Here is a 13,847-nt window from a genome sequence, read left to right as displayed (position 1 = left end):
TAGTGGAAGACAGGAAGCTGCGGATTGCAGCTGTTGGAGATGAACTGCTGGCCGGACTCGGGGATCCTCGGGCGCTGGGCTGGCTTGGCCGTGTCCTGGCCCGCACTCCACAGGACGGCATGACCGTTGAGAGCTATGCCCTTCCCTGCCCCCAGGAAGGCACCGAGGGCCTCGCCGGGCGGTGGCTTGAGGAAGCCGGCCGGAGGTTCAGCGACCAGCACGAGAACCGGCTGGTGATCGGCCTCTCGGGGCGCGACGTTGAATTCGGCCTCACGACCGCACGCAGCAGGCTCAACCTCGCCAACATTCTTGATTCGGCCACGCAGAAGAGGCTTGAGGTGTTCGTCGTCGGACCGCCGCCCGCGCTGGATCCGGTGCACAACCGCCGGCTCGGGGAGCTGAACACTGCATTCGCGGACGTCACCACGCGCCGCAAGCACCTCTACGTGGACACGTTTTCACCGTTGCTGAACCACGAGCAATGGCGCCAGGACCTCGCCGCCAACGGGGGCACTCCCGGCCAGGCAGGCTACGGGCTCATGGCGTGGCTGGTTCTCCACCGCGGTTGGTTCCAGTGGCTGGGCATGGACACTCCCGAATAGGGAAAGACGACTCGCGATATATCTTGATCGTGCTCCCGCGACGGTATATCGTGGCCCCATAGTCACGATATATCGCAAGCGGAGGAAACCATGGCAGAGAATTCGTGGGCCGTCACCGGTCCGCAAACCATTGACGTCGACGGCGTCTCATCATTGAAGCTTGGCATTGTCCGGGGCCGGTTCGACATCGTCACCCATGACGAAGACGTGGTCCGGATCGAGATCTCGGAGGTCCACGGGGACCCGTTGGCAGTTACGGTGAGTGACGGCAGGCTGGAAGTCAGGCACCAGCTGCACGGCCCGCAGGGCTGGTTCAAGAACCTGATGGGCTCCGTCAACAACAGCAGCCCCAACTTAGTGGTGGTCAGCCTTGCATTGCCGTCCGGAGTTGACGTCGAGGCCGGAACCGTCAGTGGCGACGGACTCGTGTCGGGGATCACCGGCCACATCAGGCTCAACACCGTCTCCGGCTCGGTCATATCGGACGGCACATCCGGTGACCTGCATGTCAACACCGTCAGCGGCGAGGTCATTGCCAGGAACCACCGCGGAGTGCTGACCGCAAAGAGCGTCTCAGGCGAAGTAACGGCGTCGGGCCGGTTCAGCCATATCCGGGCCAACACGGTGAGCGGCGGCATGAGCTTTGACCTGCAGGACTTCACCCAGGACTTCGGAGCCAACTCGGTGTCCGGCGACCTGACCATCAGGCTTCCTCACGACGTGGGCGTGGACATCGTCGCCAAAGCGGCCAGCGGCGCCGTGGTGATCGATGATCAGAAGTACAGTCAGCCCGGCGGCAAAGTGCAGACCATTGCCGGGCCGGACGCGAAGCTGATGCTGGTCCGCACCAATTCGGTGTCCGGCAAGACGTCCATCTTCCACAGCCCAGCCCCCGCGGACGCCGAAGCGGGCCTCTGATGCCGCCGGTGTTTGCCCATGGGGCACTGCGCCTCTACCTCCTGGCGCTCCTTGAGTCCGGCCCCAAGCACGGCTATGAACTGATCAAGGCGCTCAGCGAGCGGTTCGGCGGGACCTACTCCCCCAGCGCCGGCACCATCTACCCGCGGCTGGGCAAGCTTCAGGAAGAGGGGCTGGTAGCGACGGAATCCGAAGGGCGGCGCACCAACTACCGGATCACGGCGGCAGGCCTGGCCGAGCTTAACAGCCGCAGGGACGAGCTCGCTGGCGTCGAGAATGACATCTCGACATCCGTTCGCCGGTTGGCAGACGACCTCCGTGCGGATATCCGCAGCAACATGCGCGGGCTCAGGGCCGACTTGGCGGCCACGGCGGAAGCCGCGCGATCCGCCGCCTCATCGTCGGATCAGCGCCCGTCTACCCCGCGGTCATCCGCCGATGCCCAGCGCATGCTCAAGGAAGCGGAGATGCTGCTCCAGACCTTCAGGGACGATCTGCGGGTGGAACTTCGCACACGGGCAGGCATGCAGCCCCTCACTCCGGTGACCTTGGAGACGGTCCGGACCGTCTTGGATCAGGCGCGCATTTCGATCCGGAATTCATTGAAAAGCTGAGCCACTCACGATGTCCGGACTTCCCCGGTCGCCGGTTCGCGGCCCGTCCCCTGATGTGGGAGACTTGAGGGCAGCTCTTTTGAGTACCGATATTAAGGAGGCCAGCTATGAGCAAACGTGCACGTAAACGTCGTGACCGTAAGCGTGGCGGCGCTAACCACGGGAAGCGCCCCAACACCTAAGCCACGGCTTGAACCGAAGCTTAAACGAAGTGTCCCCGCAGCCTCTCGGTTGCGGGGACACTTCGTTTTGGAGTGACGGCCTGGGTCAGGCCTCCACCGGCCGGATGTTGTGGATTCTGTCCAGGATCGCGTGCTTCAGGTTTTCCGGAGCGGCCTCGGTGCAGGACCGCTTGACCATGTTGCGGATGACGCACTCGAGGTCGTACTGCTCCGTGCATTCCGGGCACTCATCCAGATGCTGTTTGATGTCCGCAATGTCACTGCGGGTCAGGGCACCATCCAGATACTCGTAGATACGTTGCATCCGGGCGTCGTCGCAATCGCCCAATCCCTGGCAGTCGCTCATTTCCTGTTCTCCTGTTTGTTGCTTTCCGCTGCTGCGTTGGGGTCGGCAGCAGCTTTGAATCCCCGCTCGGCGGCGTAATCCGCCAGCATGTCCCGCAGCATCTTTCTGCCGCGGTGGAGCCGCGACATCACAGTGCCGATGGGGGTGTTCATGATGTCTGAAATTTCTTTGTAGGCGAAGCCCTCGACGTCGGCGAAGTAGACTGCCAGCCTGAACTCCTCCGGAATCGCCTGCAGGGCGCGCTTGACGTCGGAATCAGGCAGGTGGTCCAGGGCCTCAGCCTCTGCCGAACGGAGACCGCTGGACGTGTGCGACTCAGCCCGGGCGAGTTGCCAGTCCTCGATGGTGTCCGAATTAGACTGCAGCGGCTCGCGCTGCCGCTTCCGGTAAAGGTTGATGTAGGTGTTGGTCAGGATCCGGTACAGCCAGGCCTTCAGATTGGTCCCGGGCTTGTATTGGTGGAAGGCTGAGAACGCCTTGGTGTAGGCCTCCTGGACAAGATCCTCCGCGTCTGAGGGGTTCCGGGCCATGCGCATGGCAGCCGAGTACAGCTGGTCCACGTACTGCATGGCATCGCGCTCAAACCGGACGCGGCGCGCTTCCGCACTTTCGGTGGCGACGTCGATTTCCTCCGCCGGCTCTGCTGGCTGCGGCATGCCGGTGCCCGGCGTGCCGATGTCGTCGGCGCCGTTCCCGGCGCCCTCTTGCGTGGCCTCTAGGGCCGGATCCACGGTGCTCATTGCCTTCAAGTCTACTGTCACGCGTGGAGCAGCCCTGGAGTCCGCCGTGGCGCCGGGCGCGGCCCCATAGGAGTCGGCAGCCGGCTCCGCCAGCGCCACGTCGAACACGCGCGCGTCAAACTCCGACATGTCAATCGGTCCCCGCAGGTCCATAGCGTCTTTCACCAAAGCCAAAGCTCCATCTCCACTCCACTTTTCCGCATGCCGGGCACCCATTGGCCTGGAACGCCATGCATCCCAGACCGGTCAAGTGCCTGTGCCTCCCCGCCCGGCCCCGTGAAAACTTCCACGAAGGCTTCGCCGCAGGGGCCAGCCAAAACACTGCCCAACCATGTTTAATCCCGGTGACGGTCCAGGACTACTGTCCCGGGATGCTCCGGACCTGAACAGCACAACGACACGGCGCGGGCAAATATTCCGCAAAAGTGCAAGACTAGAACCGACTCCGCCGCGGCACGCGGCTCGTCCATCCAGGAGGAAATTCATGTCCTTTGTCCGTTTTCTCGCCCGGCCGATGCTGGCTTCAAGTTTTGTCCTCGCCGGCGTAGAGAAGCTCAAGAATTCGGACGACACTGTGGAACAGCTGTCCCCCCTCCTGCGCCGTGCAGCGGATGCGCTGCCATTCCAGGCCAATGAGAAAGTCCTGGCCCGGGTCATCGGCGGAACCCAGGTGGGCGCCGGGGTCCTGTTCGCCACCGGCAAGTTCGCGCGGTTGTCGGCAACCCTCCTGGCTCTTATCTCAGGGCTGAACGCGTTCGTTGAGTGGCGCAGTGCCGACATCAGCAGCAAGGAAGGCCGGGACGCGCGCCGCACCCAGCTGCTCAAGAACGTCACCCTGACCGGTGGTGTGCTGCTGGCCTCCGTGGACACCGCAGGCAAGCCGAGCCTGGCCTGGCGCGCTGAACACCTTGCCGCAGATGCCCGGAAAACTGCCAGCCATCTGGCTGCGGACGCCCGCAAGACCACTGGCAAGAAGCTGCACAAGGCTGACAAAGCAGTGCGCAAGGTCGTAGACCAAGCGGTAGGGGCATAGGCAGGAATGACAGAATCCACCACGGACGCGTCCCCTGACCGCACCAGCGCTGATGTGAACTGGTCCGCGCCGTTTGCGGAGCGGCCGGTTAACGCCACCGTTCGCGTCCCCGGTTCGAAATCGCTGACCAACAGATATCTTGTGCTCGCTGCGTTGGCAGATGGGCCGTCACGGCTGCGGGCCCCGCTGCACTCGAGGGATTCCGCGCTGATGATTGGTGCGCTGCGCCAGCTCGGTGCAGATGTCCGCGAGGTGCCGGGCGACGGCGCCTTCGGCCCCGACCTCGAGATAACGCCCATCTCCTCGGCTTCCGGCGCGCTGGACACCGCCATTGACTGCGGGCTGGCCGGCACGGTCATGCGCTTCGTTCCGCCTTTGGCCGCACTGCGAAACGGGGTGTCCGTTTTCGACGGAGACCCCCACGCCCGGGAGCGGCCGATGGGCACCATCATCGAGGCACTGACGGCGCTCGGCGTCGCCGTGCGCGGCGACGACGGCGGGACACCCTCATCGCTGCCCTTCCGTGTCGAGGGAACCGGAGAGGTCCGCGGCGGCCATCTGGTCATCGACGCGAGCGCGTCATCCCAGTTTGTCTCGGCACTGCTGCTCGTCGGTGCACGCTTCACCGAAGGTCTGCACCTTGAACATGCTGGCGAGTCCGTGCCGAGCCTGGACCACATCAACATGACCGTGGCCGTGCTGCGCGGCGTCGGCGTGGAGGTGGACGACTCCCTGCCGAACAACTGGATCGTCAGCCCGGGCCCGGTCCGGGCGTTTGACGAGAGGATCGAGCAGGACCTTTCCAACGCCGGGCCCTTCCTGGCCGCGGCCCTCGCCTCCCGTGGCACTGTCCGGATTCCGGACTGGCCAGAGCACACCACCCAGGTGGGCGATATGTGGCGGAGCATCCTGCCGGAGATGGGCGCCACCGTGACGCTGGAGGACGGAACGCTGACGGTCACCGGCGGCAGCGAAATCAGGGGTGCCGACTTCGCGGAAACCAGCGAGCTCGCCCCTACCGTCGCCGCGCTCTGCGCGCTTGCCTCGGGCACGTCGCGGCTCAGCGGCATTGCGCACCTCCGTGGCCACGAGACGGACCGGCTGGCGGCGCTCGTCACGGAAATCAACAGGCTCGGCGGGGACGCCGAAGAGACGGGCGACGGACTGATCATCCGCCCCGCAAAGCTCCATGGCGGCGTGGTGCGCAGCTACGCGGACCACCGGATGGCCACTGCCGGCGCCATCCTGGGGCTGGCTGTTAAGGGCGTCGAAGTCCAGGACATCGGCACGACGGCCAAGACCATGCCGGACTTCCCGCGGCTGTGGGCGGACATGCTCGCGCAGGGGAACGGAACAGGGACCAACGGTGGCGCGCAGCACTGACTCCTGGGACGAGTCCGATGTCCGGATCCGGCCGAACAAGAAGGGGACCCGGCCCCGCACCAAGGACAGGCCCGCCTATGAGGATGCCGTCACCGGACGCATCATCACCGTTGACCGCGGCCGCTACACGGCAGTGGTGGGTGAGGGTTCCGGTGACGAGCGGGTAGTGATCGCGGCCCGCGCCCGCGAACTCCGCCGCTCGCCAGTGGTTGCCGGGGATTTCGTTTCCCTCGTGGGTGACGTATCGGGAGCTCCGCACACGCTGGCCCGCCTCGTGAAGATCCAGGACCGGAAGACGCTGCTGCGCCGCAGCGCGGATGATACAGACCCGATTGAACGTGCAGTGGTCGCCAACGCGGACCAGCTGGTGGTGGTGGTTGCGGCCGCGAATCCTGAGCCCCGCACCGGATTCATCGACCGCGCACTCGTGGCCGCTTACGACGCCGGCATCGAGCCCCTGCTGCTTGTCACCAAAGCCGATGTCAAGGACCCGTCGGAGCTGCTGGACAACTACCGTCACCTCGACTTCCCCGTCATCATCAGCCGTACGGCTGATTCGGCGGCGTCCGGCATCGATGCCCGCTCTGATGACGGCTTGTCCGCACGCCTCGACCGTGACGCCGTGTCCCAGCTGCGCGCCCATCTGGACGGCAAGGTCACCGTCATGCTGGGCCATTCCGGCGTCGGCAAATCCACCATGGTGAACGCGCTGACCGGCGCGGAGCGGGCAACCGGAGGCGTCAACGCGGTCACCGGGCGCGGCCGGCACACGTCGTCGTCGGCCCTTGCTCTCAAGCTGGCGGACGCACCCACCGGGAGCTGGATCATTGACACGCCGGGGATCCGCTCCTTCGGCCTGGCCCACGTGGATCCGGACCGGATCCTGCACTCCTTCCCCGATCTGGAGCCCGGCACTGAGGCCTGTGAACGCGGCTGCAAGCACGACGCCACCGCCGTCAACTGCGGTGTGGACGCCTGGGTTGAGGCCGGCCATGCCGGTCCCTCCGGCCCTGCACGTCTTGCCTCCCTGCGCCGTCTGCTCGGCACTGATCCCCGCCTGGAGGCCCAGGAAACGAAGGAGCTGGGAAGCGTCAGCTAGGCTTCCCAGCGCCCCCGGCGTACGGACATCCCCGCCCCGCCGGTTTTTTGACGGTAGTTTGTAACCATGACCCAACCCGCTTCGAGCTATAACGACGACCTGCGCCTGGCCCATGTACTGGCGGATTCCGTGGACGACCAGACCATGAGCCGGTTCAAGGCGCTTGATCTTCAGATCGAAACCAAGCCCGACCTGACGCCGGTGACCGATGCCGACAAAGCCGCCGAGGAATCCATCCGCGGCCAGCTGTCCCGTTCCCGCCCCCGCGATGCCGTGCTCGGCGAGGAGTTCGGCAGTTCCGGCCACGGCTCCCGGCGCTGGATCATTGACCCCATCGACGGAACCAAGAACTTCGTCCGCGGAGTCCCCGTCTGGGCCACACTGATCGCGCTGGTTGACGAAGGCGAGCCTGTCGTGGGCCTGGTCAGCGCACCGGCGCTCGGAAAGCGCTGGTGGGCAGCCAAGGGCGCCGGCGCCTACATGGGCCGTTCGCTTGCCGCAGCCACCCGGCTGAAGGTCTCGAATGTCTCAAGGCTGTCGGACGCATCACTGTCCTACTCCAGCCTTGGCGGCTGGAAGGAGCGCGGGAACCTGGACGAATTTCTCGCCCTCACCGAAGATGTGTGGCGTACGCGCGCTTTCGGCGACTTCTGGTCCTACTGCATGGTGGCCGAAGGCTGCGTGGACATCGCCTGCGAGCCGGAACTGAACCTGTATGACATGGCCGCCCTGGTGCCCATCGTCACGGAAGCGGGCGGCCGCTTCACCTCGCTTGAAGGAACCGACGGCCCGTTTGGCGGCAACGCCCTGGCCACCAATTCCATCCTTCATTCGGAGGTTCTCAAGCGACTCAACCCGCAGCTGGACGATCTGCTGTAGTTCGGCTCAAGAGCCTCCCAAAGAAATATTCGACGGCGGACGCCCCCTCACGGAGGCGTCCGCCGTCGTATGTTCACCAAACTGCCCATATGAAGCAGTGCTGTAACAAACGGCTTAACAATCACGTCCGTCTTTTTCATGGGCCGCGGTCATGTTCTACGCTCTTTACAGGTCACGAGTGCCAGCGTGAAACCCCGGTTTGCTGGCCGGCAACCCTCCATTCGCGGTGGGGTGCCCCGGGTGACGACCAGGCCGGTCCGGAACGGACACGGCAAGCGCGGATCCCCGTCACAAGGGGTCCTTTCACAGCGAGGTCCCATGACTACTGCAACCTTCTCCTCCAACACCGGCGCCGGCCTGCTCGACGATCGCTTCGCCGCCGCCGGACGGCCGCTGGCAGCAGTTACCGGCGCCGAGATCCAGGCTCCGCTGATCCAGGGCGGCCACGTGCGCTACGCCAACCTCGACTATGGCGCCTCGGCCCCTGCGCTGTCCGTCGTTTCGGCGTACCTGAACGAGATCCTGCCGTTCTACGCCAGTGTGCACCGCGGCGCGGGCTACGCCTCTCAGATCAGCACGTCGGTCTATGAAAATGCCCGGAACATCGTCCGCGAATTTGTCGGAGGCCGCCCGGACGACTCCGTGATCTTCACCCGCAACACCACTGATTCCCTCAACCTGCTGGCGGGCTGCCTTCCCGTTGAGGACCAGCGGCACACGGGCGAAGTCCTGTATCTCGACATCGAACACCACGCCAACCTGCTGCCGTGGCAGGGAGTGCCGCACCGGAGCATCGTGGCATCAGACACCCTTGAGGCAACGGTGGCCAGCCTCCGCGCGGAGCTCGAGAACGGCGACGTCAGCCTCCTCGCCGTGACCGGCGCGTCCAACGTCACCGGCGAAATCCTGCCGATCCGCCGGCTCGCCGCGCTGGCGCACGAATTCGGTGCCCGGATTGTGGTGGATGCGGCACAGCTCGCGCCGCACCGCCGGATCGACATCGCCGCGGACGACGTCGACTACCTCGCCTTTTCCGGTCACAAGCTCTACGCACCGTTCGGCTCCGGCGTCCTGGTAGGACGCCCCGATTGGCTCGACGCCGGCACCCCGCACCTCGCCGGTGGTGGCGCAGTCAGCGAAGCCCGCCTCGACGGCGTCAGCTGGACCACCGGCCCTGCCCGCCATGAAGGCGGCTCACCCAACGTCCTGGGCGCCGCCACCCTCGCCCGTGCAACCCAGGTGATCGCTGCCCTGGACCAGGCGAACTGGCACGCGCATGAGACCGCCATCCGGTCGTTCCTCGTCGAGGGGCTGCAGAGGATCGAGGGTGTCACGGTGCACCAGATCTTCTCGGACACCGACCCGGATACCGACACCATCGGTGTGGTGAACTTCTCGGTGGAAGGCTACGACGCCGGCCTGGTGGCTGCCTACCTGTCCGCTGAGCATGGTGTCGGACTGCGTGACGGCCGCTTCTGCGCCCACCCGCTCCTGAAGCGCCTGGGCCTGCCCTCGGGCTCCCTGCGCGCGAGCTTTGGCCTCGGATCCCGGCTTGAGGACGCCCAGCGCCTCCTCGCCGGCATCGAGGATTTGCGCGGCAGCGGCCTCGGCTGGGACTACGTGGTGGACTCGGGCCGCTGGGTTCCCGCCAACGACACCCGCAGCTACCCGCACTGGGCACCCAACACGCCCGGCACAGCAGGGGCAGCACCCTGCGCCCTGGACTGACGGCCGCCAAACGGCGCAGTCACAAATGCGGTAAATTCGAAGGGTAAATTTCCAGCCTGCCCTAAGGAGACGGCACGTGGCACGGGGTGGTCCCAAACTCGACCATGGGCGGCGGCAGGAACTCGGTCAAAGTTTTCAGGACGGCGGCGAGCACTACCACCGTGTCCGTCCCGGTTATCCTGCCGAATCCGCGGACTGGCTCGTTCCTGCCGGAGCACGGGCTGCCGCTGACATAGGCGCCGGCACCGGCAAGTTCACGGCCTTACTCGTCGACCGTGGCCTGACCGTCAGCGCCGTCGACCCCTCCCCCGACATGCTTGACCAGCTCCGCAGCGCCTACCCGACGGTCACGGCTTTGGAGGGCACGGCAGAGGAAACGGGGCTGCCGGACTCTGCCTTCGACGTCGTGACGGTGGCGCAGGCATGGCACTGGTGCGAGCCCCTGCGGGCCAGTACTGAGATCGCCCGGATCCTGAGGCCCGGCGGCGTGCTTGGTCTGATCTGGAACCAGCTGGACACCTCCGTGCCCTGGGTCCACAGGCTCTCACGCATCATGCATGCAGGGGACGTCCACAAACCGCATTTCCGTCCCCCGGTCGGTCCGGAGTTCACCGGCCTGGAAAGCCATCTCACCCGGTGGGAGGATCCAGTCACTACAGCGGACATCCTGGAACTCACCAAATCGCGCAGCTATTACCTCGCCGCTAACGCGGCCACGAGAGACAAGGTCGCCAACAACCTCGGCTGGTACCTCCATGACCATCTGGGGCACGCAGAGGACGAAGTGCTGCGCCTCCCCTACCTCACCCAGACATGGCGGGCCGTCAGATCATGATGCCGCCTCTACAGCAGGTAGGCTTGGAGGCGTGAAGACCAGCACGCCCTCCTCCTCGATTGAGGACTACGTCAAGGTCATCTACTCCTTCACGGAGTGGCAGGACAAGCCCATTACATCCACGCAGCTGGCGCAGCGCCTCGGCGTCGCCAATTCCTCGGTCTCAGAGATGGTGCGCAAGCTCAAGGATCAGGGCCTCGTTCTCCACAAGCCCTACAGCGCCATCACCCTGACACAGGAGGGGGTGCGCCTTGCCCTTTCCATGGTCCGCCGGCACCGGCTCATTGAGACCTACCTCGTGCAGGATCTCGGATACAGCTGGGATGAAGTGCACGACGAAGCCGAGCAGCTCGAGCATGCCGTCTCCGATACATTTATCGAGCGGATGGCCGCCAGGCTCGGGAACCCGTCAAGGGATCCTCACGGTGACCCCATCCCGTCCGCGGACGGCACAGTGCAGGTACCGCGCGCCCACCGCCTGAGCGAACTCGATGAGGGCCATACAGGCCTGATCACCCGCATCAGCGACGAGAATCCCGAGCTGCTGCGCTACCTTGCCGCCGAGGAGATTGACCTGGACGCCGACGTCGAGGTCATGGGGCGCAAGCCTTTCGGCGGAGCGCTCGTTGTGCGCATCGGATCGGCCGGGAGAAGCCGCGACTTCGATCTCGCCGACGAAGTCGCCTCGGCACTGTGGGTGCACAGCGAAGGGGTGCACCCGGGGTGCCGGATGGCCGTCTCCAGGTGAGCAGGCTCCCGTCGTGGGCTGCCGGTGAATGCTGAAGCCGCATGAAGACTGCGGCCGTTGACAAGGGACCGAAGGTGAAGGCACCCAGCGGCCACGGCTGGCGGGTCTGGGCCGCCGTCGCCGCCGGTGGACTGGTGGGCACCGAACTCCGGTACGGGCTGGGCGTATTGTTTCCCGATTCCACCGGTGCCGTGCCGTGGGCCACGCTGGCCATTAATGTGGCCGGAAGCTTCGTCCTCGGCATGCTCACCACCATCTGGATCGCGCGGCCGCACACTGCCTTCTGGCTTCGCGCCGCCATCGGACCCGGCCTGCTGGGATCCTTCACCACCTTCTCCGCGGTCGTGGGGTCAGTCGACCAGCTGGCAGGCGGTGGGCTCCACACCGTGTGGATTTTCTACCTCGTCCTGTCCGTCCTGCTGGGGCTCGGCGCCGCAGCTGCAGGCTGGAAGGCCGGCAAGGCGTTCGGCGCAGGGAAATCGGGCAGTCCGTGACGGCGGGAGTTCTGGCGCCACTGCTGGTGGGACTGTTCGGCATTGCCGGCGCCCTGATCAGGTTTGCCGTGGACACTTTGCTGGCCGGCCGCCCCACGCCCCGCCGCCACTGGCCATGGGCCACGCTGCTGGTCAATGTCGCAGGGTGCTTCATCATAGGACTCTCCATTGGCCTCAGCAGCGTGCTCGCACCCGAGTGGCACACCGCGCTCGCCACGGGTCTGGCCGGCGGCCTCACGACCTTCAGTTCCTGGACCACCGCCACCGTGAGGCTCGTCAGCGAGGGGCGGTACTTCGCCGCGGTCATCAACGTTGGCGCCAACCTGCTGGCCGGCTTCGCGGCTGCGGCGGCAGGGATTGCAGCGGCAGGGATTGCGCTGGGCGGCGGGTAACCGGCGGGAACGGTTCGCGGAGGCAGCATCGGTCATGTCTTCCCGTATCGTGGACTGTGATGATTAGCAGACGCGATGCGGCAATTGCCCTTGATGTACCACTGGAGATGGCCCAGCGCCACGGCATTCCCAGCCGGATGACCGAAGCCGAACTGGGCGAAATCCTTGACAATCCTCCCCAGTGGCTCCTCCAGTCCCGGGCGAACCGGACCGGAAAGCGCCCGGTCTGGGTCCATCTGCGCTGTGATGTCTGCGGATATGAGGAGGCCGCCAGGCCGAAGAAATGGTGGCCTGAGTTTACCTACGTCAGTTGCAGCCACCATAGTCCGGCCGAGATTCCGGCGCCCGCACCGGGGTTCGTCAGGAGCGAGTTCGACGGCGTGGGCACCCGTTTCGTGGGCATCTCGGACGTTTCGGTCTAAGCCTTCTGGCTCCCGTTCCGGGGCATTACATTCGTGGCGAAACAGGCGTAATTTACGTAGGGAGGGGCACTCCTGCTCCTCGGACGAGGGAGCACGCCATGCCGGACAAGTCACCACACACGCATCAGCAGAAAAAAGCGGGCAAGACCATCAAACAAAAACGCGCGGACAAGAAGGCCAAGGGGCCCGTTGAGGGAGCTCCGGATCCTGTTGCGCACCTGAAGAAACGGTCTTAGCCACATAAAAGCAAACAAGAACGGGGCCGGTTCCGGCTCCGTTCTTGTTTGCTTTTCCTGGGAGCCCCTAGCCAGGCTCTTCGTTCGGGGCTTAGCCAGTGTCCGCCATTTCCGCTGGTACGGCAGCAATCTCGAGCTCGTGGCCGTCACGCAGCACCACAATGCTCATGGGGACGCCGATGGCATCGGCAAAGAGCAGCTTTTGCAGGCTTTCGGCATTGCTCACCGGCCGCGACCCCGCCCGCAGCAGGACGTCGCCCACCTGCACGCCTGCCTTTTCGGCAGGGGACCCGGCGAGAACTTCCACCACGCGCAGGCCATTGCGCTGGCCGGTGCGGACTACCATGCTGGGGCCGAGCCGGATGGGGGTGCTGACTAGGCCCAGATAGGCGCGCCGGACGCGACCGTCAGCCAGGAGCGCGGAGATGATCCGTCGGGTGGTCTTGTTGATCGGCACGGCCAGTCCCAACCCGGCGCCGGCGACGGCAGTATTGATTCCGATGATGCGGCTGCGGGCATCGGCGAGGGCGCCGCCCGAACTGCCCGCATTCAACGCAGCGTCTGTCTGGATGACATCCTCGATGACCCGGCGGTTACGCCCGGCCCAGACGGGGATGGCACGGCCCAAACCGCTTACCACTCCCGCCGTCACTGAGCCGGAGAGGCCGAGAGGATTGCCCACCGCGATGACCAGCTGGCCCACGCGGAGGGATTCCGCATCACCGAATTCCGCCGGGGCTACGCGGGGCGAGCGGCCCCGGACCACTGCGAGATCTGACAGGGGGTCCGCCCCCACCAGCTCAATGTCCGTCGCCGAGCCGTCGGCAAAGACTGCGCGGCCTTTCTGCGTACCCGCCACGACGTGCGAATTAGTCAGGAGGAATCCGTCCTCGGTAAAGAGCACCGCGGAGCCGGCTCCCACCCGGAACCTTCCGTTGCGTCGGTTACCGGTCATTTCGATGGCTGCGACGTGCGGCGTGACGGTCCTGGCCACCCTGATGACCGTCTCGGAGTATGAATCCAGGGCGTCGTCGTCCCTGTCGGGACCTGATGCAGTTGCAGGTGCCGTGGACATGGCCCGCCTCCCTTGGCCGTACCTGTTGCGGATTGAGTGCTATCTGGCACAACCCCTGGAGCCGCCTGCCTAGTCCCTTGCGGGCTACGCCGTGGGTGAACAGGGCCGCATGAACGGGTGT

At 65.5% G+C, this 13,847-nt stretch carries 18 protein-coding genes and 1 riboswitch; of the genes, 15 read left to right on the top strand and 3 right to left on the bottom strand.

Going from position 1 to position 13,847, the window contains the following annotated elements; genetic code table 11:
- The first annotated feature begins 2 nt into the window (after window positions 1-2).
- The 4 genes from J7E80_RS17825 to J7E80_RS24700 all read left to right on the top strand — a co-directional run bounded on the left by J7E80_RS17825 (window position 3) and on the right by J7E80_RS24700 (window position 2,316).
- The gene (locus J7E80_RS17825) at window positions 3-602 is read left to right on the top strand and encodes a GDSL-type esterase/lipase family protein (protein ID WP_215053555.1); all 600 of its coding nucleotides are present in this window, start codon (window positions 3-5) and stop codon (window positions 600-602) included.
- 90 nt (window positions 603-692) lie between these two features.
- Window positions 693-1,520, top strand: coding sequence for a DUF4097 family beta strand repeat-containing protein (locus tag J7E80_RS17820; protein ID WP_215053554.1), 828 nt, complete (start codon window positions 693-695; stop codon window positions 1,518-1,520).
- Window positions 1,520-2,134, top strand: coding sequence for a PadR family transcriptional regulator (locus J7E80_RS17815; protein ID WP_215053553.1), 615 nt, complete (start codon window positions 1,520-1,522; stop codon window positions 2,132-2,134). Before J7E80_RS17820 ends, J7E80_RS17815 begins: the two co-directional genes overlap by 1 nt.
- Before the next feature lie 107 nt (window positions 2,135-2,241).
- Window positions 2,242-2,316 (top strand): 50S ribosomal protein bL37, encoded by a 75-nt coding sequence (locus J7E80_RS24700; protein WP_369299106.1) that lies wholly within the window; start codon window positions 2,242-2,244, stop codon window positions 2,314-2,316.
- 85 nt (window positions 2,317-2,401) lie between these two features.
- Here J7E80_RS24700 and rsrA read toward each other — a convergent pair whose 3' ends face one another.
- Both rsrA and J7E80_RS17805 read right to left on the bottom strand, forming a co-directional pair.
- On the bottom strand, window positions 2,402-2,662 hold the full coding sequence (gene rsrA, locus J7E80_RS17810) for a mycothiol system anti-sigma-R factor (protein ID WP_215053552.1): 261 nt from the start codon (window positions 2,660-2,662) through the stop codon (window positions 2,402-2,404).
- On the bottom strand, window positions 2,659-3,402 hold the full coding sequence (locus J7E80_RS17805) for a sigma-70 family RNA polymerase sigma factor (RefSeq protein WP_215053660.1): 744 nt from the start codon (window positions 3,400-3,402) through the stop codon (window positions 2,659-2,661). The genes rsrA and J7E80_RS17805 overlap by 4 nt, the downstream gene beginning before the upstream one ends.
- Window positions 3,403-3,886: 484 nt before the next feature.
- Here J7E80_RS17805 and J7E80_RS17800 point away from each other — a divergent pair, with 484 nt between their 5' ends.
- The 11 genes from J7E80_RS17800 (at window position 3,887) to J7E80_RS17750 (ending at window position 12,651) form a co-directional block, all read left to right on the top strand.
- On the top strand, window positions 3,887-4,435 hold the full coding sequence (locus J7E80_RS17800; protein ID WP_215053551.1) for a DoxX family protein: 549 nt from the start codon (window positions 3,887-3,889) through the stop codon (window positions 4,433-4,435).
- Between the two features lie 6 nt (window positions 4,436-4,441).
- Entirely contained in the window at window positions 4,442-5,818 is a 1,377-nt protein-coding gene (gene aroA / locus J7E80_RS17795) for a 3-phosphoshikimate 1-carboxyvinyltransferase (protein WP_215053550.1), read from the top strand.
- Window positions 5,802-6,917, top strand: a complete 1,116-nt coding sequence (locus J7E80_RS17790; protein ID WP_215053549.1) for a ribosome small subunit-dependent GTPase A — start codon at window positions 5,802-5,804, stop codon at window positions 6,915-6,917. Before aroA ends, J7E80_RS17790 begins: the two co-directional genes overlap by 17 nt.
- Window positions 6,918-6,983: 66 nt before the next feature.
- On the top strand, window positions 6,984-7,796 hold the full coding sequence (gene hisN, locus J7E80_RS17785) for a histidinol-phosphatase (RefSeq protein ID WP_215053548.1): 813 nt from the start codon (window positions 6,984-6,986) through the stop codon (window positions 7,794-7,796).
- Between the two features lie 170 nt (window positions 7,797-7,966).
- Window positions 7,967-8,080: riboswitch (SAM riboswitch) on the top strand.
- A gap of 34 nt (window positions 8,081-8,114) precedes the next feature.
- Window positions 8,115-9,524, top strand: a complete 1,410-nt coding sequence (locus J7E80_RS17780; protein WP_215053547.1) for an aminotransferase class V-fold PLP-dependent enzyme — start codon at window positions 8,115-8,117, stop codon at window positions 9,522-9,524.
- Between the two features lie 76 nt (window positions 9,525-9,600).
- The gene (locus J7E80_RS17775) at window positions 9,601-10,359 is read left to right on the top strand and encodes a class I SAM-dependent methyltransferase (protein WP_215053546.1); all 759 of its coding nucleotides are present in this window, start codon (window positions 9,601-9,603) and stop codon (window positions 10,357-10,359) included.
- A gap of 31 nt (window positions 10,360-10,390) precedes the next feature.
- Entirely contained in the window at window positions 10,391-11,107 is a 717-nt protein-coding gene (locus tag J7E80_RS17770; protein WP_215053545.1) for a metal-dependent transcriptional regulator, read from the top strand.
- A 41-nt stretch (window positions 11,108-11,148) separates the two neighbouring features.
- Window positions 11,149-11,601 (top strand): CrcB family protein, encoded by a 453-nt coding sequence (locus J7E80_RS17765; protein WP_215053544.1) that lies wholly within the window; start codon window positions 11,149-11,151, stop codon window positions 11,599-11,601.
- A complete protein-coding gene (locus J7E80_RS17760) occupies window positions 11,598-11,993 on the top strand; it encodes a CrcB family protein (protein ID WP_311380874.1) in 396 nt (131 codons plus the stop codon). Before J7E80_RS17765 ends, J7E80_RS17760 begins: the two co-directional genes overlap by 4 nt.
- Window positions 11,994-12,052: 59 nt before the next feature.
- On the top strand, window positions 12,053-12,415 hold the full coding sequence (locus tag J7E80_RS17755) for a hypothetical protein (RefSeq protein WP_215053543.1): 363 nt from the start codon (window positions 12,053-12,055) through the stop codon (window positions 12,413-12,415).
- A gap of 98 nt (window positions 12,416-12,513) precedes the next feature.
- Window positions 12,514-12,651, top strand: coding sequence for a hypothetical protein (locus J7E80_RS17750; protein ID WP_215053542.1), 138 nt, complete (start codon window positions 12,514-12,516; stop codon window positions 12,649-12,651).
- Between the two features lie 91 nt (window positions 12,652-12,742).
- Here J7E80_RS17750 and J7E80_RS17745 read toward each other — a convergent pair whose 3' ends face one another.
- On the bottom strand, window positions 12,743-13,726 hold the full coding sequence (locus J7E80_RS17745) for a S1C family serine protease (RefSeq protein WP_215053541.1): 984 nt from the start codon (window positions 13,724-13,726) through the stop codon (window positions 12,743-12,745).
- Window positions 13,727-13,847: the final 121 nt, after the last annotated feature.

Source organism: Arthrobacter sp. ISL-28, from assembly GCF_018613875.1.
GTDB lineage: Bacteria > Actinomycetota > Actinomycetes > Actinomycetales > Micrococcaceae > Arthrobacter.
This window is presented reverse-complemented; position numbering and strand designations above follow the sequence as displayed.